This is a genomic window from Ignicoccus islandicus DSM 13165 (genome assembly GCF_001481685.1).
GTDB classification, from domain to species: Archaea; Thermoproteota; Thermoprotei_A; order Sulfolobales; family Ignicoccaceae; genus Ignicoccus; species Ignicoccus islandicus.
This window is the reverse complement of record NZ_CP006867.1, coordinates 718847-738205: the sequence shown is the minus strand read 5'-3', so window position 1 is coordinate 738205 and position 19359 is coordinate 718847. Positions and strand designations below refer to the sequence as shown.

The following is a 19359-nucleotide window of genomic DNA, read 5'->3' as shown; positions in this document are numbered from 1 at the left end:
GGCCTCCCACATCCTTTCAAGTTCCCTAATCTAACCATGGAACCTCCACTTCGTCTAAACGCCATCTCTGATAAACTAACGCTTCGAGGGGTTTAACTCTGATACCATATTTAAGAAGCAGTAAACCGGTCCACGCTATCATGGCCCCGTTATCGCGAGCGTATTGATAAGGAATAGGTTTGTATTGCGCACCGTATTCTTCGACCATAAGCGTAGTTTTCTCTTGTAACCTTTTCGAACCGGCTACGCCTCCTACTAACACTACTTCTTCTAATTTGCTATGAACCAATGCCCTTTCGGCAATTTCGAGAACCATATCGTATGCCGTTTCCCAGAGCCCGTAGCAAACTTCGCTTCTGTAACCCCTTTGCCAAGCTTTCAATGCGGCTGTCAAAAGACCCGAAAACGATAAGTCTACTCCATATACCGTGTAAGGTAGAGGATACGGTTCCTTCGCTCCTTCGGAACATAGCTCGACTACGTGAACGCCGTTCTTCACGAATGGTGGACCTAACTGGGTTTCCCGCGCGAACGTATCTAGCAAGTTTCCCAGACCGATATCTAGGGTCTCCCCATAGACGCTGTATCTTCGATGTCCGGGAGTGGCGATAATAGTGCTTCCTCCCGAAACGTATATGCTCAAAGGTCTCTCGAAGCCAGTGTATAACCTCGCAATTTCTATGTGAGCTAGGCTGTGGTTAACTGGTACTAGAGGCATTCCGTATTTCGCTGCTAGAGCTCTAGCTACAACCGCACCTGTTCTCAAGCATGGTCCCAATCCCGGACCTGCGCTATATGCGATTGCGTCGACGTCTCTAATACTAATCCTTGCTTCGTCCAAAGCTTGTCTTAGAAGTTTCGGGGCCCATTCAGCGTGATGGCGCGCAGCCTCTCTTGGATGTATTCCACCTTTCTCTGGTACATATGTATGGAAAACATTTGCTAATATATAAGGTTTCCTATCAGTGGCTATTCCTACACCGAAGGTATGGGCTGTACTCTCAATTCCAAGTACTATCAAAAACTTCACCTTTCAACTAAGTGATGAGCTGGGCTTCTAGAGTGGTTAAACGAAAATAGTGTATCCACACTTACCGCAATGCCACCTTTCAACAGGTTTCAGATGATGGGCCATCCAACTACCGCATCTAGGACATTTCTTGTTCTTCGGTTTTATGGTCCCAGTCTCTGGATCTATTTCATAGAGCTTATGAGGCTTAACTTGCGCGTGTTTCGGCATGGTCTATCACCCACATTGGTTCTGTTTTATCGCCTTTTGAGGCTCAATTTCTTCTAATCTCTTTTGGTTGTTGTAAATGTGAACCTTTCCTCTGGTTCTTCCTATTCCATATTCCGTTACGAGCTTCCTAACTATCACTAGATTTGGATCAATGCCTAACGATTTGGCGATCGCTTCCTTGACTTCGCATCGCTTTGGAGTGGACTTACCTACGTGGTGGATAACTATAGAGAGTTCTCGTCTTTCTATCAATGGATTGTATCTGTCTTCAACGACGTGAATTGTGAAGTTCTCAGATACTATTTCTTGCATCTAGGCCTCACCTCTCCTCTAGTTCGATCTTTTGCCTCCTTTCTTCAACTTTCTTCAAATGGGTTATGTATCCAGCTATTTGGTTTCTTAGTTTCTTCGAACGAACCTCTATTAGCTCGTTGACCACCTTTTTATTGTGTTCGAAATCTCTTATAAATAGATCAGGATACATGTTCAAAAGTTTTCGTGCCGTCCTCTTCACTACATTGATCCGGATCTTTCCCATTTTCGCAGCCCCCTCCTCCTTCTGCGAAGGTTTTAAATAATATGTCTCATTTCTTCTCTATGAAATGGAGATTTGTTTGTTTATTAACTTTTCCAACGTCTAGATCCCAGAGCGGGGCTCCGCGTGAGCGAGACGCTTCAATTAGATAACGTTGTGACCGGAATTCCCGAAATAGACGAGTTGTTGATGAAATACCTCGAATTTCCTGGAGAAACCGTTGAAAGAGATTTTTAATAAATTCTCTCTGGGTCTACTACGTTTCGGAAACGCGTCAACAAAGGGAAACCGTTTTTGCCTCGACATATCTGAAGAAGCGGGTATTTGAGAAATGAGCAAAGGCTTCATCGATTACCTCAACGAAATAGCAAAGAAGTGGAGAAGTGAATGGGAAAAAGCGAAGCTTCACGAAGCAGACGTAAGCGATAAACCCAAGTTCTTCATAACCGCCGCGTTCCCCTATCCGAACAGCCCCATGCACCTAGGCCATTCCAGAACTTATAGTATAACAGACGCTTACGCGAGATATATGCGAATGAAAGGTTACAACGTATTGTTTCCTATGGGGTTTCACTATACTGGAACACCAGTAATAGCTATGTCTGAAAAAGTTAAGATAGCTAATGAAGTCCTGTCTAAGGTAGAAGGTAAGGTCGACCTAAGCGAGTTCCTACGTACCATATGGAATAAAGCCAGAACTTACCTCGAGAGAGGAGAGTGTTCCTTTAATTCATGCTTTCATAGGGCCCTAAATGAAGAATTGAAGAGGCTCGGTCTAGGTGAGGTGGGAAGTAACGAAGCCGATGCTGTTCTTCAAACAGCGCTCTTCGTAATAGTCTTCGATTTACCTCTAAATGATGTAAAGAAACTAGTAGATCCGCTTACGATGGCGGATTACTTCTCTTCTATTACTGAAGAAAGCATGAAAGAAATGGGCTACATGATAGATTGGCGCCGAAAATTTAGAACTATAGACGACGATTTCAAGAGCTTCATAGTATGGCAATTCTATAAGCTCAAGGAATTGGGGTACATAGAAAAAGGTACTCATCCAGTCGCTTGGGATCCCATATATAATACTCCAGTGAGTCAGCATGACACGTTAGGCGACGTTGAACCCGAAATAGAGGACTATGACGTCATACTCTTCAAATTAAAAGACTCGGACCTATACCTTCCCGCTGCCACTTTGAGAGCTGAGACAGTCTTCGGCGTAACTAACATGTGGGTTCATCCAGAAGTCGAGTACAAAATCGTTGAAGTGGAAGGGAAGAAATGGGTCCTCAGTCCCAAAGCTGCCTATAAGATAGGTTTCCAAAAGAAGGGAGTTAGAGAGATCGGCTCTGTAAAAGGAACTGATTTGTTAAAGAAATTCGCGATCAATCCAGCCACTGGAGATGAGGTACCGGTCTTACCAGCCACCTTTGTTGATCCGAACATAGCTACTGGCGTAGTTATGAGCGTACCTGCCCATGCGCCTTTCGATTACATAGCCTTGAAGGATTTAGAGGGAAATGAGGAATACGCAGACATAGTCAAGAACATTTCGTTGATACGCGTTATAGAAGTTCCCGGAGAAGACGAATTACCGGTCTTAAGGGTTATAAGAGAACTAAACATATCATCGCAACTAGAGAAGGACAAATTAACTGAAGCGACCTCAAGGGTATACTTGATTGAGTTCAGAAAGGGAAAAATGGACCCCAGCGTTTTCGAAAGGATTAAGGATGAGAAACTCGCAGCAGCCTTAAGAGTCTTGTTGGCAGGAAAGAGCGTTCCCGAAGCTAGAGAACTTACGGCTGAATGGTTAAAGGCAATGGGCTATGGCGACGTATTTTACGAAATAAAGAACGGACCAGTTTATTCGAGGTTTGGTAACGAGGTAGTTGTGAAAGTTCTAGAAGATCAGTGGTTCATCAATTATGGCGACGAACAATGGAAGCGTCTAGCTAGAACGGCCTTATCCCAAATGAAAATAATCCCAGAAAAGTTTAGGAGGGACTTCGAGGAAACAATTGAGTGGCTTCAAAGAAGAGCGTGCGCGAGGACCAGGGGACTTGGAACGCCCCTACCTTGGGATGAGAAGTGGGTGATAGAAAGCTTAAGCGATTCAACTATCTATATGGCCTTCTATACTGTAGTTCACATTCTAAGAGAAAGTGGTGTAAGCGCAGATAAGTTGAAACCTGAGGTATGGGAGTACATTTTGCTAGGAAAGGGCGAAGTAAAGGAGTTAAGTGAGAAATATGGTCTGGATCCGAACGTACTAGTGAAGGCAAGGGAGAGTTTCTCTTACTGGTACCCCTTGGATTCTAGGCATTCAGGCAAGGACCTAATTAAGAATCATTTAACGTTCTTCATATTCAACCATGCAGCTATATTCCCAGAAGATCTCTGGCCCAGGCAAATAGTTGTGAACGGTTTCGTGACGCTTGAAGGAAAGAAAATGAGTAAGAGCTTAGGCAATATAATTCCTCTATACAAAGCAACGAAAAAGTATTCTCCCGATGTAGTTAGATTGGCGTTACTATATAGCGCTGAATTGGAAGGCGATGCCGACTTTAGCGAAGAGGTAGTTGGCAGGGTCTTAAGTAATCTCAGTAGCATTAAGGAGATAGCAGAACTGGTAGCAACTTTCGGAGAAGTTCCGAAACCCGAGGAGCTGAAATCGCTAGATGCATGGATGATGAGCTACTTCGTTCATAAGTTGGATGAAATAACTCGCTGGATGGATGAGTTACGTCTAAGAAGCGCTGCTAACGCGATATACTTCGAAATATTGAACGAAATAAAGCGATATGTAAACGAGGTGAAATCCACTATAGGCGATTTAACTGATGCGAGCAAATGGGTATTGAAATACATTGTTGAGAGATGGATTAGAACAATGGTACCTTTCACGCCATATTTCGCAGAAGAGTTGTGGCATCTCTTAGGCAATTCAACGTTCGTCCTAAACGAAGGATGGCCTAGAGTAGAAAGAGATTACATGGATAAATCAATTATAGCTAAGAAGGAGTTCGTCGACATGTTAGCAGACGATATAACGGAGATAATTAAAGTAGCTAAGATTACTAACGTAAGCAAGATCAAGCTACAATTCGCTGATGAGGAAAGCTATAACATGTTGAGATTGGCGCTGAAGATCTTGAAGGAAGGAAAAGGTATGAGGGAGTTCATGGCTGAAGGAACTAAAATATTCGGGAAGTCTAAGGCGAAGGATCTCAGGAAAATATTTGAAATAGCTCAATCGCTTCCCGAATCATTGAGAAGCGCTATACTAGAGGGCAAGTTCGATGAAAAGAAGTCCGTAGAAGAGTTCAAGGGCTACCTAGAAAGGAGAGTTGGAGCACCAATAGAGATAACTGAAGAAGGAGGTAAGAAGAAACCTCTTCCGACGAAGCCTGCTGTTTACGTCGAATAACCCTTATTTTCTCTCATTAACACGTAAAGTTACGGGGATACTTTCGTGGAAATAACTATACTCTCAGACGTTTACGCTGGTCTAATACCTCAGTTAACCCAAGAGCTTCTTGCGGAATACGGCTTTGCTGCGCTCCTACAAAAAGAGGACGTTCAAATACTTTTCGATACGGGGCTTACTGGCGACGTTCTACTACACAATGCAAGCAAATTAGGCGTAGAACTTAAGCCCGATTACATAGTTATCAGTCACGGTCATAGAGACCATACAGGTGGTTTAAAAAAGGTTTTAGAGGTCGCAAGAGCACCCATAGTGGTTCATCCGGACGCATTCGATTCGAAGTTTGCTAGAATAAATGGTGTACTAAGAGAAATAGGAATTCCATTCAAGAAAGATCAACTAGGCGTCCCCGTCATAACAACGAGACTGCCTTTGGAGTTAGTTGATGGCGTATACTTCTCTGGCGAGATACCGAGGGAATGGGGACCTAGCCATAGCGGTTTAGTATATAGACTAGATCCCGAAAAGGGAATAGTTCAAGATCTCGTGAAGGACGATGCAGCACTATACGTTAAGACGCCGAAGGGTCTCGTTGTAATAACTGGATGCGGACATGCCGGTGTTGAAAACGTAGTTGAATACGGACTTAAAGTAACTAACTCAAGCAATTTGAGAGCATTGATAGGTGGTTTACACTTACTTGGAGCTAATGAAGAGAGGATACGCGAGGTTGCGAAATATCTCGCTTCCAAGTCCCCCGAGTTAGTAATACCTACTCATTGCACCGGTCAAATAGCCCAATACGTCTTAATGAAGGAACTTGGAGATAGTTATCGCCAAGGAGGACCCGGAGTGAGATGCTCTTTCTAGGTAACGCCTTAATTAATATACCTATCTGAACCTCAAATCACCTTTCGGGGACTGGAAGAAATGAGTGAAAACGAGATCAGACCTAGGTCTATAGCAGACCTACCGGGAGTCGGGCCAACAACAGCCTCTAAGCTAGTAGAAGCTGGCTATACTACTATAGAGGCAATAGCCGTAGCTACTCCCGAGGAGCTCGTATCAGTTGCAGGGATTCCCCTCGCTACGGCACACAAAATAATAAAGGCTGCAAGGGAGCTCTTAGACATACGTTTCAAGACGGCAAAGGAGGTAAAAATGGAAAGAATGAACTTGAAGAAGATAACTACCGGCTCGAGCAACTTGGACGAATTACTAGGTGGAGGAGTTGAAACTAAAACGATTACTGAATTCTTCGGTGAGTTCGGAAGCGGTAAGAGCCAGATATCTCACCAATTAAGCGTTAACGTCCAATTGCCTACTGACCAAGGAGGACTCACGGAAGGGGAAAACATCGCCAAAGCAGTTTACATAGATACCGAAGGTACCTTCAGGTGGGAAAGAATAGAACAAATGGCGAGGTGCGCGGGCCTGGATCCAGAACTTGCAATGGAGAACATATACTATATGAGGGCGGTTAACAGCGATCATCAAATGGCTGTAGTTGAAGAGCTATTCGGATTAGTTCCTAAGGAAAATATTAGGTTAGTCGTCGTGGACTCGGTAACTAGTCACTTCAGGGCAGAATATCCAGGTAGAGAGAACTTGGCCGTTAGACAACAAAAACTAAATAAGCATCTCCATCAACTGAGTAGACTAGCCGAAATATATAACGTAGCCGTCGTTATTACGAATCAAGTGATGGCAAAGCCTGATGTATTCTATGGTGATCCTACTCAAGCAGTAGGTGGTCACGTACTTTACCATGCGCCGGGCGTCAGAGTACAGTTAAAGAAGAGTAGAGGCAACAAGAGAATAGCAAGAATGGTAGACGCGCCACACTTACCCGAGGGAGAGACCGTCTTCGAGATAACGGAGTGTGGTATTCGTGACCCAGAGGATTGAAGACCTAATAGACGTTCTTAAAAAGAGTAAGGGTCCGCTCACCTCATTGCAGATAATCGAGGAAATGGCCTCGAAGGGATACAATGCAGTAGAGGCGAGGAAAATAATTGCTGAAGCTCTAAGACAAGGATTGATTAGAAAAATTAGGTCAAACTCAAAAGAGTTGTTCTCGCTACCTGAAAAAGGTGAATTTTGAAGCGTATAGATCCAGATCTATGTGCGAGGTGTAAGGGTTACAAGAGATTATGTGGTCTACCTCGGTGCCCGATACTTCAAAGGCTACGCGCCTTCAATAGAGCCAGATGGGAAGGTCACGTAGCTGATGCCCCTTCACCGCCATCCCCCTTAGTAGGAGAGAGCGGGTACCCTAAGGTACCGCTAGCGCTCTCCCTTTCACCTTACGGCGATCCGAGGCTTCGCGATGCACCTACGGAGTGGGTCAGAATGAGGCTAGGTTTAGAGGAAGTAGCTAATCTCAGAATGGAGATGCTTAACCCATTTAAAAAAGTAGATGTGAGGAGAGTTGAGGAATTACTTGATAACGAGGTAATCTGGGCGGGAATTTCAGAAAAACCCGTAGACGTAGAAGCTAGAATAGAAGGTAAGGTAATTCCACCGAAATTAGATGGCTTAATTGCACCGATAGGTCCAAGCGCGCGAGCGCAAGAGGTAAAGGTGCAATCTAATCCGAAAGTCGATTCTTTAATAGAACGTAAGTTCGAGGAAAGAATAAAGGCCGAAGTGGCTTTAAGGGAACTTTACGAGTACGGTAGAGACGTTTACGCCCTCCAAAAAGCATTGAGCTTGGGATTATTGGGAAAAAGAAAGAAATTGGTGCCGACGAGATGGGCAATTACGGCTGTAGATCAAATTATCTCAAAACACTTAAAGGAAACCATATTAAAGCGAAAGTGGGTTAATTCTATTCATCTAGGAACATATGAACATTACAGTAATAGATATATAGTTATATTGAAGCCAGGACCTCCAATAGTAGAAATGTTTGAAATATGGAAGAAAGGGACCTTATGGAGCCCTAATAAAGATGTAATTATTTATAACTATGAAGGTCCACTGCCTACATCTAAAGCATCAGATCCTTCCGATGGTGGATTCCATGCAACTAAGGCAGGGGCATTACAGGCTTTAGCAGAAGAAGGCACTAGCGCGTCGGTACTGGTGATACGAGAAATAAGTAAGGACTACTACTTACCTTTAGGAGTATGGCAAGTTAGGGAAGGCGTAAAACTCGCTGTACGTAATGCCTTAAGTGGAATTAAATTAGATGAGAGGGAATTCCAAAAGATTGTGTTGAATGAGATGCCGTTCTTGAGTTCTTCTAAACTACTTAGCCAAAGAAAACTAATGGATTACGAGTCATAAATCGATTACTTATCACTGGAAGTTTCACTTACTTGTACGGTGCATTCTTCAGGCAACTCGCCTTCCCAGTAATTAGGTTCTGATAGAGATTTTTCAAGATCGCTCGCATTCGAATATAATTGGTATATAGCCTTCCATGTCACCTTACCGCGACTTGTCTTAACTTCGGACTGCTTCAAGCACTCCGTTTGCTTAATTCCTTGTTTCTTTTTCTCTTCTTTGCAAAGCATGTAAACTACATGTTTGATTGCAATCTCGGTTAAATACCCTATTCTTCCTCTTCCTTGAGATAATCTTTTAATGAACCAATCACCAATGGTCTGTAACGCTCTAATTACTATTTCGGGATCAACGTCAAATGGTAGGCGAGCTTCTACTTTACCATCAATTGATTTTATTTCGTTCCCATTAATCACAAAGCCTATGCAGCGATGGATATATTCCCTTCTTTTACCTCTGATCAGTATTAAGTATACAGTGTTGTCTTTTCTATAAACCTTTGCCGTGTACTCTGGCATCCTCTCACTCTAACCATTCCGTTCATGCGAAACATAAGTAATAATCTTTCTTCTACCTTTTAGCCTCCATATTGAATAGGACATGATTATCATTAAACTGACAATTGGTATTGAAGACGTTTCACTGTTTGCGTTTTCGAGAGGTTTAAAGATAGGGGTAAACGAAGTAACGAAGTTATACGTGATTGTTCTTAGTTCGTTAATACTCAGAATGGGAATTTCTCCTAAACACGGTTTTAAGAAACCCATTGCTTTGAAAGATGTTTCTGGTAGGACGATTTTGCCGCTGCTAGTAATTGCTCCTCGACTTACGTACATCGTAGCATAGACTTGTGAACAACGGACCTCACAACTAGGCATGAGTTCTGCTGGAGATGGGAGTATTTGCGTCCAGTTTACTCTTTTCCATTCATCATGAGCAATGGTGATACTGATAATTTGCCTAAGAGAATAAAATGTAGCTGTATTAATAGTAACAAAGACGTCCAAAACGACTTCCTTACCTACGTAGGTCTCATTCATCTCCGCGATTCCACTACATTGCATAAGTTCAGCCTTCTCTGGAAAGGAAACAAGGAAGTAGTTTCCAGCGTCCATTATTGGTGCATCTAACACTTTCGTGCCTATAACAACTATGCAACTAGTCGGGGTAACGGTCTGTGTTACTATCTTCAGTTTGTATATAACTGATGCTTGTCCCTCGAGATGTAAATCCTTTTGCCAATTTATGATAGTATAGATGTCTGTCCCGTTTCTAAAAACCATAGTCAGAGTCCTTGGGGCACTATAATAGACTGCGTTTACAGTTCCTAAGCAACTTAGAATGATTATCGTTGTGTAAAGTAAATTTTTGCTCATATAGACCTCAAACGAAGTTAAATTATTAAGTATAATTAGTTCTAGCCTGAGGTGGGTTTTTGGATCTTCTATATGAGGGAAAATCCAAAAGGGTATACAAGTTAGACGAAGACAAGGTTTTACTTGAGTTTAAAGATACCTTCTCTGCATTCGACGGCGAAAAAATAGAGACTGTGAATGGTAAAGGCGAAGTTAATGCAATCTTCACAGAGGTTTTAATGAGATACTTAAATGAGAGAGGCATTCCGACTCAATTTGTAAGCCGAGATTCTAACAAAATAATAGCACTACGATCAGAACCTCTTCCACTGGAATTCATCGTCAGAAACTACGCCTTCGGAAGTTTACTTAAGAGAATGCCATTATTTAAGAAAGGTGAGAAATTGAAGAAACCTATCTTCGAAATACATTTCAAGAGTGATGAGTTACATGATCCTTTACTCTCATACGATGATCCAATTGCTGCCGGATTATTAAGTGAGGAAGAACTTAAGCACCTAAGAGACCTTTCGTTAAGGATAAATGATATTCTCAGAGAATTATTCGAACGAGCCGGATATGAACTAGTTGACCTAAAATTAGAGTTCGGTAAAAGGGGGGATGAGTTCATATTAATAGATGAATTAAGTCCCGACGTATTCAGAGCGTGGAAAGATGGATCCTCTTACGATAAAGACCTATTCCGGAAGGGAAAAAGCGGTAGGGAAACCTTAGATGCCTATAAAGTGCTCTTAAATGACCTAATAAAGGTGCTATGAGTTGACATCAATGGAATACCAGGTAGAGGTAATAATACGAAACAAAAAAGTCGCACGAGATCCAGAAGCAGAAACGATATTTAATGAGTTAGTAAGTCGTTCCAATCTGGGAAAAGACGTAACTTCCTTGAGAACTGGGAAGTGGTTCTTATTTAATGTCGTTGCTGACAGCGAAGAATCTGCCATTGAGAAAGTAACTAGATTATGTAAGGAGTTAAGAATCTTTAATCCAGTGATTCATGAGATGGAGGTGAGGTTATATAAAAGTAGCAGTACTCAAATTTCCGGGTACTAATGGAGACGAAGACGTTGCACACGTAGTTAGACTTTATGGAATGACGGCTGAAATAGTCTGGCATAAAGACTTCAAGGAAAAGGATTACGACGCAATAGTACTAGCGGGGGGCTTTAGTTACGCAGACCGACTAAGAGCCGGCGCGATTGCTGCGCGTTCAAACGCTATGGAAGAGGTTTCTATAGCAATAGAGCAAGGGAAACCTGTATTGGGTATCTGTAACGGTTTCCAAATGTTAGTTGAGAGAGGAATATTTGGTGATGTCGCATTATTACACAATATCAATAATAGGTTTATTTGTAAGTGGGTAAAAGTTAAGGTAGAGTCAGTTAAGACGCCTTGGACAAGAGAATATGAAGAAAACGAGGTGATTGATTTACCAATCGCACATGCAGAAGGTAGATTCTTTTCAGTTACTGAACCGTTGTCTGTAGCGTTTAGGTACATTGAAAACCCAAATGGTAGCCTTTGGAACGTTGCCGGATTATATTCTGAGAAGCACCCTAATGTCGTCGGACTAATGCCTCATCCAGAAAGAGCTGCTGAAGAGATACTAGTACCTCCTAAGAGAACGGCGGGGGGTAAGAAACTTTGGATTAGTTTAAGGGAATCGCTTAAGAATGGATGGTAGTACATACAAGTTTCCTTATTTCTGACAAGATTCTCTCTTTCTCTTCTAGTTCTTTTTGAAGAGATTCTATTCTCTTCATTAGTTCCTCCACCTTCTCTTGGGTCTCTGTTTGCTGAAGTTTTTCCTTAAGCTCAGCGTTTTCTTTCTCTAGTTCTTTGACGCGTTCTTCGAGTTCCTTAATTTTATCTTGAGTTACTAGGACGCCCTTAATTGGAATTACTAACTTCAGTTCACCTCTGGCAAGAAGTTCGTATGTTTCACGCACGAGTTTTCCTGCCTTTGTTTTGCCTTTGAGATGATTCCTTACAGTGGATTCGCTTCTACCAAGCTCCTCTGCGATTTTGGAGATAGGGTAGCCTGCTTTCTCTCTTGCTAGAGCTCCTGCTGCGACAGCTAAACTGTCTACCCAAGTAGCCTTCTCTACTGGATCGAGGATAAGCTGTAACACTTCTGGTCTGTATATTGTTCCAATAATTAGAGCTGTTTCTAGTTCCATGATCTCTTTCTTGGAAGATGGACGTAAGGGTACGTGACTTAAGTCTATCTCAATTAGATCGCCCTCTTTAAGAGAAATGCTTTCGCCTACCATTTTCTTTATCCCAATTTAGTATGGTAGGCAAATAGTTTACTAACTTATCTATACATCCCCATTTTGGGAATAACTTCAATGAGGGTTACAATAGCACTCTTGATGGTGTTAATTGTAGTCAATTCAATGCAAATTAATCTGACAATAGATTATTCGAATCCCTCAGCGTTAACTTATTTAAAACCATCATACATGCACGTATCAATTGACGGCAATCTAAGTATAAGAGACTTAAAATTCAATAATTTGAAAGTAAGCGTTGAAACTGTGTCTAAATCCCTTCAAGAGAAGGTGGAAGAAGCGATTGAACGCAACCTAACTAGATGTTTAATCGAGCAAACGCCATTGATTTCTATAGCTAGATGCGTAACCAAATCCATATTTCCCTTTATCGGAGTATCTCGAATTATCTCCAAAAACGTGACGTTTAACGAACCTGTTCTCTTACCGAATGGTCATGTACTCTATTCCATCAAGTATTCGATGACTATGACATCTGAGAGCACCTTCTTTAATGGATACAGTGTATACCAAGTAGAAGGAGGTTCAGAGAATTTCAATGAGAGGTTACATATAATTCTTCTCAGCAGTGGTGAGAATGCGTATTTTAAGTTATCAGCAAAAAGTTCTTCGGAATTAGGAGACCTAGCAGAATACTATTTAGCTAACTGCAACAAGGCCAAGCTAATCCTTACTAGCGTCAATCCGTCATCGCCTCCACAAATATTAAATATAGGAGGAATAACGAAGATAGTGTTTACTTTCCCTACGATTAGGTATGTAATATCTGTTTTCAATGATTTTCAGTTCCTTCCGGTAACCTCATGGCAATATTACGAAAGTTTGGCGAAAGACGTAATAGTACCACTCTCTTGCAATACTGTTAAGAAACTGTCCTCTCTGGGGACTTCCGAGTACTCGTTAGAGTGTGAAAGTGAGATCGTTGTAGCATCGAATCAATCTAATTCGATTCTGATAGAGTCACTAAAGGGCCTAAAAATACGCTCTACCGCACCACCCTACGTCAGTTTGAGATTAGCAATACCGTGCTCTGGAGATGCTATACTTAGGGTAAACAACAGTACATTAATAACATCCTTCGATTTGCTTTCCAATTCCAAAATTATCGTAATACCTAATGCACCAGTACTAAGACTGGTCAAAGTGGAATCCGATGAAAAGTTTGCCTTGATAATAGATTCAAACCTAGTAGAATGTCCTAAAGAGTGCTATTTAGCGATACCTCCAACAACTCAAGTAATATCGATAGCCTCTCTCAATGGAAGTAGGATATCTAAAAGCCTAGTTATATCGCCAACAACAACAAGCGTCTATGTAAAAGTACCGAAACCCGTATCCTATACTGCTTGTGGCGCCTTCCTAGTTTCACCGGAGCCTATATCCGTAGACTTATACTTCAACTCTACTTTAATGAGACTAAAAGTAGGACCATATCCACAATACGTGCTCCTTCCGTGTAAAGTCGATATCAACGCCAAGGTAAACAATTCCTATTATACAACCTTTAGAGTAAACGATGGAGATTGGGTAGCCTTCTGTCCAGGTAATGGCGTAAAGAGCGGTCACACCATTGAGGTTTACTCGGAGCTACCGTCACCGCTTTCCGTCAGTTGCAACAGTGGGCATAGCTGGGTAGTAGTAAAGAAGGATAGATTCAAGCTAATCGTTCCCGATTACCCAGTCTTGCCATTGAGAGTAATCGGTAGTGACGATTCCGAGTCAAGTTTACTTGTGCCACTCGGCATAAATGAAATAAGGCTCCCTATCTTATACAAGAAACAAAGGAACGAGACAATTATACCTCCACAGCCTTTAACTGAGATGATTAAACTAAACCTTCATGGTGCTGAAAATGGCATATTAAAACTAAGAAAAGATATATACACTCTAAGCTACGTTATCTCAAATGAGACAATAATAGCTCTACCGAAGGACTGGGTCTCAAGTACGTTATCGGCTACACTGATAGTAAATGAGAACAATACGCTTAGGATGTTAAACTTCACCTTACCAGTTCTAAAAGTAGGAAATAGTCTCTCTGATATAAATATATTCGTCAATACAACGTATGCTTTCTATAATTACTATACTGTAAGAATTGTAGTCGAAGATCAAGGAGGAAACGTAACTAAAGGAATCGTAATTTTAGACAATAAGTATCGGCTCCCAGTAAATGGTGCAACTGTCATTGTATATCCAAAGAAGCTCTTGAAAATCACATTTAATGGGAAGGAATACAACATAGCTCTAAACGGCCAGACCGTCTACCTAAAGGTTCCATCTGAAGAGCACTTGAGTAATCTAGATGCATACATGGTAATTCACATGTTAAGACCTGTAAGCGCAATAATTTCAATATCGGACGGAGAGGAATACTTAAAGTATTTCGTTAACTCTAGCAGTACGTACATAGCAATACCCTCAGATTGGCTCAGTAAATATCTTCTACTTAATATTATAGTTAATCAAAACGTTCACAAGACGCAGATACCTCCTCTACTGACCAACTTCAATGGAACTGCTATACAATCCCCTCTCTATATTCTAATTAAAGAGACACCTAGTTACAACTATTACTCGTCCAAGATAATTGCGGTCTACGATGAGGTTAACAAACCGGCAAACGTAGACGTAATCCTCGATGATAAATACAACCTTCAGATAAACGGCTCAATAGTTCTCGTATACCCTAAAAAGGAAGTAACTTTAACGGTATTGAATAAAAAGCTTAAGTTCAACTTAGGCGGTAACGAAATTATCATAAAGATTCCCTACAAAAGAGAGCTACCACGATCTCCACCGCCGTATCCTCTAGACACACCAATTAACGTGTATCTCTACGGATTAAACGGAACTAACCTTGTGTTAACCGATGGAATGTACTCGCTTAATTACGTACTATCTCAAAATAAGACTTCAGTACTAATACCCCAGCAATGGCTCGAAACGCCATTGACCATACTAATTGATAACAACACGATCAGGGGCGTTAAGTTATCTTACAATAAAGTACCAGCATCTATTAGCATAATTTGCAAAGGATACCAGACAAATCCGAATTACCGATATGCTACAGTCGTTACCCAGTACAAGGGCACGCCCATACCATCTATAATAAAGATAAATGGTATCCCGGTGCGATTGGACAACGGCGTAGGCATAATCATCGTACCGAGCGATTCCGCAGTATTACAAGTTTCCGATAAGATTTATAACGTAAAGTTAGACGGAACTACGATTGTAATAGACGTCCCTACGCCCCAAAAGGTTGCACCAGTTAATGCGACCGTGACCTTTACTGTGCTTAAGTATGGAAAGCCCTATGATGTTAAACTAAAACTCTATTCAAACGACACCTACCTAGAATATTCGGTAAACGGAACTACTACTGTCATGGTTCCATATGAATGGCTCTCAGGGAACATAGATTTAGAGGTAATAGAGAAAAATGGTATAGTTCACAAAGCTACGTTGCCACCGCTCTTAATATCGAAAGGATTTAAGAAGCTCGTGGCTCCAGTAGTTATATATCTAGACGATCCACTAAAGTACGATTACCATTCAACTATCATTGAAATAATAGAATCGAGAAGCTTATTTAAAGACTTGAGTAAAGCGAAGATAAAGATTGACGATAAATATGAATTAGAAGTTAATGGAGCCGTGGCACTAGTATACCCGAAGGAATCAATTAAGGTGACAATAGGAAGCAAAGAACTAATGGTACCTCTCGGAAACTCAATTATCCAACTGGAAGTAGAAGAGAATCGTAAGCCTATTGAATCTGAAAAAGTGCAACCCATTGAGGAAGTTCTACCAAAGCTCATGAGGAGTGGTACTATACAGCCCTGGAACCCTTGGAGGAAACTACCTTTAGTAATACTACTCTCTAGCGCGATGCTACTGTCAATTGGAATTGTCAGCTCTACTCAAACACCAGGTAACGTACTTCAAGCTATGTCCTTTGCGATAAGTTCCATTACAATAGTGCTTACGTTGATTGCGCTAAGCATATGGTTCGCTAATTTAATAGGCACACCATCTTGATAATCCTATTAAAAGAATGCTCGTTTCGTGTTTTCTTATAAACCCTTAACAATTCTATCAGTTTAGCTCTATCGACGTTTAGGAGGTTAGCTATTCTAGATGAAGGAAGTGAGGGCTTTAGTAACAAGGCCGAAATTAGTGAGGTTAAGTTCGAAGGTCTCCTATGTATAGATGAGCTATTGAAATCTATAAAGACCACTCTGTTTTTACACACTTTAACGTGGTCCCATGGTCTAACCAATTCTCCATGATCTATACCTCTTTGATCAAGCTGATAGCCCGCTTTTAGTACATCGCAAACAACTTTTCTGATGCTTTGAACGTTATCTTCCGCCAATAGTCCTTGAACTACATCTAATAGATCTGGACACTCAATGTATTCCATAACGAGAAAGTATTTCGAGTATTCATACACTTTCGGTGCATAGGGATAGGCTAACTTTTGATTTAAGGCTTCTTGTCTCATATCGTAAAGCCGATCGATTCGGGGAACCTTCACCGCAACTATGCCAGTAGAGTGTCTCGCAAGGAAAACCAAGCCTCTAAATCCAATGCCTAAGACCTTATACTCGCCGATTTCTCGCCTACCATAGGAGATTGCGCACTCGATGTTGCTTTTCTTGAGTTCGTCTCTAATAAAACACCCATTAGTTTGAGGATAGCATACTGGAAACTCGTCGATGTCGTAGCATTCTACGTCCACCACCAATACTTCCCGTAAACAAACCACCGAAGCCATTCAGTTTTAGGCTGAAGTATCTTCTTAATTTCAACGCTTTCCAAATTTATGCTCTTTGACCTATATCGACTTATTACACCTCTTACGAATTCCGTAAACGAAGTTACATCCCTAGGTTCTATCAAGTACACTCTATCGCCTTCTACCCAAGGCCCCGCTAACACTTTATCATGTGCAGTGAAGAAACTTAGGAGATGTTTCTTCTCCCATATTGGTGGACCTATCCGGACTACCTCGCGACTCAATACGTCATTAATCATCTCTATAGCTATGGCCGCCTCTTTCTCTTCGTCACTCCATAACTTGTATCGCGTTATTTCAAAACCTGCTCTGCGGAGAGTCGATATGAGTGATCTAGATATTCTCTTTAACTCACCCCAGATGGTTTCCGGAGGATATCCGGGATTCAATGTAAAACTAATCAAGTAAGTAGGCCTTTCTGCCTTTACATCTGGTGCTGGTGGTTTAAAGTAGAACCTTGGTGACGGATTAGTTATGTACCTCCAACTAGCCAAGCTAGCCAAAGCTAGAGATTCAAGTGATACTGAAGCTGCCGCGTTCCTATTGGGGTCAACTGGATCGGGTAGTACCATCGGTGAACCACGGAACTTGTGTAGGAACTTAGCTTTCGAGCCGAAGTTCCCTGGATCCACGAAAACTGGTGGTCGCCATTGAGAAATAGAGCTCAAAGCTTCCGCGAATCCACCATAGTTTATTACTAAGAGCTCTGTAACGTAACCCGAGAAGCCTTGTACTTTAATTTCGGCCCCATAAACTTCTATTCCCTTAAAGAAAGCTTTTAACAATCGGACCTCATCACGTGAGTTCTCACCCATTTCGTTCAACTTCTCTATTACCCACTTAGTGTGAAATGGCGTCCTATCTACAGCAGTTATCGCTTCGCGTCCGTCGCTTACTTTGAAGGCCGGGACGAGGTCTACTTTCACGCCCTCAACTTTCAACCTCACGTAAGGATGCTCCGCGTATCGTATCTCGTATTTACCAATTTTTTCAGCGATCTTCTCAATTATTCTTAGGCCAGTCACTTTTAGCCATTCCTTTGTACTTACGGGAAATAATACGAATACATCTAGCTCTAAATTGTTTCTTATCCATGTTTCCTTGGCTGCACTCCCTTGGAGAGTGACCTCAGCTTCAACCTTTTCATCCTTGAGAACTCTAACAGCTACTTCCTTTATCTTCCTGAAAAGCTTGTCTCTTTTCTCGTATTCCTCTTTGGTAGGCCTGATCTTCTCTAGAACGCTTTCCTCGAGAATTTTATGAAGTAAGGTCAAAGCTCAACCTCCCTCAAGGTTTCGTATATTGGACCGCGTGGAGTAAGGATTGATTTCTTAAGTCTTATTTTCTTCACCTCCAATTCCCCTATTTCTATATCCCTCATTGTCTCTATCCATTCAGATAGTTTGTCTATGTTCCTGTAACCTTTAACTCGAGCTAGAGTTATGTGCGGGACAAACTGCTTGGTGTCCACCTTAATCCCCTTCTCTCTCAAGCTTTTCGTGAGTCTCGAAGAAATTGTTGTGAGTTTTTCGGCGCCCTCGAGTCCCACCCAAACTACTCTGGGTCTAAAGGGGTTTGGGAAAGCTCCTATGCCCTTGAGGACTACTTTATGTGGCTCGATACCGTTAACCGAATGTTTCATTATCTCTTCAATAGTATCGATCATTTCCTCATCTATTTCGCCTATGAATTTCAACGTAACGTGAAAGTTCTCAGCCTCAACTCCCTTTACCGGTGCTCCGGTGGATTTGATTGATTCAACTAACTTCTCGAGTTTCGAAGCGAGTATACCTTCAACATCAACTGCTATAAACGTTCTTATCTTGCCCATTGTTATCATCCCATTCAATAAGCGCTTGAAGTAGACGTATTGCTCTATACAGGTTAATTCTCCCAGACCAATGTGGAGGTGACCTCATATATGCCTCTTCTACTTCCTTTAAGGCCTTTTTTGCTATTACTCGTACTCCCTCCATACGTGACCACACTTAGTGCATTTGTAGAACCTAGTAGGTGGTTCATCGCCAGCCCTAGTTTGCACGAACCAATAGTAAGCCTCGTCATGTCCGCATTTCGGACAAATAACGTCCCTGGTTTTCGGTAGAGTTTCGACGTTCACGTTCTTATCGATTACAATAGTTCGTTCCCTCACGCTATGTTGTATCTTCCTTGAAGCTCGGATCGGCTTAGCTTGGGAAGCATCCATTTCGTATCCACATTTCATACATTTTAGAATAACCTTACCTTGTACCCTTCTTGCAACCATCAAAGAACCGCACTTTGGACAAAACTGAACCATTTTCCTAACCCCTTGTTGCTATTCGATGGATTAAGCTTTAATGAGTTAATAGAGCGCTTCAGATGCGGAACACTCACTTCCCACCATATAAGT

19 protein-coding genes are annotated in these 19359 nt (G+C 41.7%); 9 read left to right on the top strand and 10 right to left on the bottom strand.

The window, feature by feature from the left end; translation table 11 throughout:
* Nucleotides 1-25: 25 nt before the first annotated feature.
* From kae1 to EYM_RS04150, 4 genes are read right to left on the bottom strand one after another with little or no spacing between them, the layout of a single operon-like run.
* On the bottom strand, nucleotides 26-1021 hold the full coding sequence (kae1, locus tag EYM_RS04165) for a KEOPS complex N(6)-L-threonylcarbamoyladenine synthase Kae1 (RefSeq protein WP_075049811.1): 996 nt from the start codon (nucleotides 1019-1021) through the stop codon (nucleotides 26-28).
* Nucleotides 1022-1066: 45 nt separating this feature from the next.
* Nucleotides 1067-1240: a 30S ribosomal protein S27ae gene (locus EYM_RS04160; RefSeq protein WP_075049810.1), complete on the bottom strand. Its 174-nt coding sequence runs from the start codon at nucleotides 1238-1240 to the stop codon at nucleotides 1067-1069.
* A 6-nt stretch (nucleotides 1241-1246) separates the two neighbouring features.
* The gene (locus EYM_RS04155; protein ID WP_075049809.1) at nucleotides 1247-1552 is read right to left on the bottom strand and encodes a 30S ribosomal protein S24e; all 306 of its coding nucleotides are present in this window, start codon (nucleotides 1550-1552) and stop codon (nucleotides 1247-1249) included.
* A gap of 7 nt (nucleotides 1553-1559) precedes the next feature.
* Entirely contained in the window at nucleotides 1560-1778 is a 219-nt protein-coding gene (locus EYM_RS04150; RefSeq protein ID WP_075049808.1) for a 30S ribosomal protein S17e, read from the bottom strand.
* A 328-nt stretch (nucleotides 1779-2106) separates the two neighbouring features.
* Here EYM_RS04150 and leuS point away from each other — a divergent pair, with 328 nt between their 5' ends.
* Genes leuS through EYM_RS04125 form a run of 5 tightly spaced genes read left to right on the top strand, consistent with a single transcriptional unit; the run spans nucleotide 2107 to nucleotide 8490 of the window.
* Complete coding sequence (gene leuS / locus EYM_RS04145; RefSeq protein WP_075049807.1) at nucleotides 2107-5199, top strand: leucine--tRNA ligase; 3093 nt, start codon at nucleotides 2107-2109, stop codon at nucleotides 5197-5199.
* Nucleotides 5200-5244: 45 nt separating this feature from the next.
* On the top strand, nucleotides 5245-6069 hold the full coding sequence (locus tag EYM_RS04140; RefSeq protein WP_075049806.1) for an MBL fold metallo-hydrolase: 825 nt from the start codon (nucleotides 5245-5247) through the stop codon (nucleotides 6067-6069).
* A gap of 60 nt (nucleotides 6070-6129) precedes the next feature.
* On the top strand, nucleotides 6130-7107 hold the full coding sequence (gene radA / locus EYM_RS04135; RefSeq protein ID WP_075049805.1) for a DNA repair and recombination protein RadA: 978 nt from the start codon (nucleotides 6130-6132) through the stop codon (nucleotides 7105-7107).
* A complete protein-coding gene (locus EYM_RS04130; protein WP_075049804.1) occupies nucleotides 7091-7303 on the top strand; it encodes a hypothetical protein in 213 nt (70 codons plus the stop codon). Before radA ends, EYM_RS04130 begins: the two co-directional genes overlap by 17 nt.
* On the top strand, nucleotides 7300-8490 hold the full coding sequence (locus tag EYM_RS04125; protein ID WP_075049803.1) for an Nre family DNA repair protein: 1191 nt from the start codon (nucleotides 7300-7302) through the stop codon (nucleotides 8488-8490). The genes EYM_RS04130 and EYM_RS04125 overlap by 4 nt, the downstream gene beginning before the upstream one ends.
* A 5-nt stretch (nucleotides 8491-8495) precedes the next feature.
* Here the strand turns inward: EYM_RS04125 and EYM_RS04120 are convergent, their stop codons facing one another.
* Nucleotides 8496-9008 carry a hypothetical protein gene (locus tag EYM_RS04120; RefSeq protein WP_075049802.1) on the bottom strand — a complete coding sequence of 171 codons (513 nt, stop codon included), beginning with the start codon at nucleotides 9006-9008 and terminating at the stop codon, nucleotides 8496-8498.
* 917 nt (nucleotides 9009-9925) lie between these two features.
* Here EYM_RS04120 and EYM_RS04110 point away from each other — a divergent pair.
* Genes EYM_RS04110 through purQ form a run of 3 tightly spaced genes read left to right on the top strand, consistent with a single transcriptional unit; the run spans nucleotide 9926 to nucleotide 11550 of the window.
* Entirely contained in the window at nucleotides 9926-10624 is a 699-nt protein-coding gene (locus EYM_RS04110; protein WP_075049800.1) for a phosphoribosylaminoimidazolesuccinocarboxamide synthase, read from the top strand.
* 10 nt (nucleotides 10625-10634) lie between these two features.
* Complete coding sequence (locus EYM_RS04105; protein ID WP_075050617.1) at nucleotides 10635-10919, top strand: phosphoribosylformylglycinamidine synthase subunit PurS; 285 nt, start codon at nucleotides 10635-10637, stop codon at nucleotides 10917-10919.
* Entirely contained in the window at nucleotides 10885-11550 is a 666-nt protein-coding gene (gene purQ / locus EYM_RS04100) for a phosphoribosylformylglycinamidine synthase I (protein ID WP_075049799.1), read from the top strand. Before EYM_RS04105 ends, purQ begins: the two co-directional genes overlap by 35 nt.
* Here the strand turns inward: purQ and EYM_RS04095 are convergent.
* Nucleotides 11534-12139 (bottom strand): helix-turn-helix domain-containing protein, encoded by a 606-nt coding sequence (locus tag EYM_RS04095; protein WP_075049798.1) that lies wholly within the window; start codon nucleotides 12137-12139, stop codon nucleotides 11534-11536. The two genes, purQ and EYM_RS04095, sit on opposite strands and share 17 nt — an antisense overlap.
* Before the next feature lie 78 nt (nucleotides 12140-12217).
* On the opposite strand from EYM_RS04095, the gene EYM_RS04090 reads away from it, so the two are divergent.
* Entirely contained in the window at nucleotides 12218-16207 is a 3990-nt protein-coding gene (locus EYM_RS04090) for a hypothetical protein (protein ID WP_075049797.1), read from the top strand.
* On the opposite strand, the gene EYM_RS04085 is transcribed toward EYM_RS04090, so the two are convergent.
* The 4 genes from EYM_RS04085 to EYM_RS04070 all read right to left on the bottom strand — a co-directional run bounded on the left by EYM_RS04085 (nucleotide 16182) and on the right by EYM_RS04070 (nucleotide 19266).
* Nucleotides 16182-16913, bottom strand: a complete 732-nt coding sequence (locus EYM_RS04085; RefSeq protein ID WP_075049796.1) for a hypothetical protein — start codon at nucleotides 16911-16913, stop codon at nucleotides 16182-16184. The two genes, EYM_RS04090 and EYM_RS04085, sit on opposite strands and share 26 nt — an antisense overlap.
* On the bottom strand, nucleotides 16901-18241 hold the full coding sequence (cca, locus tag EYM_RS04080) for a CCA tRNA nucleotidyltransferase (protein WP_083495043.1): 1341 nt from the start codon (nucleotides 18239-18241) through the stop codon (nucleotides 16901-16903). The genes EYM_RS04085 and cca overlap by 13 nt, the downstream gene beginning before the upstream one ends.
* Complete coding sequence (gene thpR, locus EYM_RS04075) at nucleotides 18238-18798, bottom strand: RNA 2',3'-cyclic phosphodiesterase (protein WP_083495042.1); 561 nt, start codon at nucleotides 18796-18798, stop codon at nucleotides 18238-18240. The genes cca and thpR overlap by 4 nt, the downstream gene beginning before the upstream one ends.
* Before the next feature lie 126 nt (nucleotides 18799-18924).
* On the bottom strand, nucleotides 18925-19266 hold the full coding sequence (locus tag EYM_RS04070) for a transcription factor S (protein WP_075049795.1): 342 nt from the start codon (nucleotides 19264-19266) through the stop codon (nucleotides 18925-18927).
* Nucleotides 19267-19359: the final 93 nt, after the last annotated feature.

Coding starts and splice junctions, on each gene's coding strand:
- EYM_RS04160 (WP_075049810.1), bottom strand. CDS start 1,240: ATGCCGAAACACGCGCAAGTTAAGCCTCATAAGCTCTATGAAATAGAT.
- EYM_RS04155 (WP_075049809.1), bottom strand. CDS start 1,552: ATGCAAGAAATAGTATCTGAGAACTTCACAATTCACGTCGTTGAAGAC.
- EYM_RS04150 (WP_075049808.1), bottom strand. CDS start 1,778: ATGGGAAAGATCCGGATCAATGTAGTGAAGAGGACGGCACGAAAACTT.
- leuS (WP_075049807.1), top strand. CDS start 2,107: ATGAGCAAAGGCTTCATCGATTACCTCAACGAAATAGCAAAGAAGTGG.
- radA (WP_075049805.1), top strand. CDS start 6,130: ATGAGTGAAAACGAGATCAGACCTAGGTCTATAGCAGACCTACCGGGA.
- EYM_RS04120 (WP_075049802.1), bottom strand. CDS start 9,008: ATGCCAGAGTACACGGCAAAGGTTTATAGAAAAGACAACACTGTATAC.
- EYM_RS04105 (WP_075050617.1), top strand. CDS start 10,635: ATGGAATACCAGGTAGAGGTAATAATACGAAACAAAAAAGTCGCACGA.
- EYM_RS04095 (WP_075049798.1), bottom strand. CDS start 12,139: ATGGTAGGCGAAAGCATTTCTCTTAAAGAGGGCGATCTAATTGAGATA.
- EYM_RS04090 (WP_075049797.1), top strand. CDS start 12,218: ATGAGGGTTACAATAGCACTCTTGATGGTGTTAATTGTAGTCAATTCA.
- thpR (WP_083495042.1), bottom strand. CDS start 18,798: ATGGGCAAGATAAGAACGTTTATAGCAGTTGATGTTGAAGGTATACTC.
- EYM_RS04070 (WP_075049795.1), bottom strand. CDS start 19,266: ATGGTTCAGTTTTGTCCAAAGTGCGGTTCTTTGATGGTTGCAAGAAGG.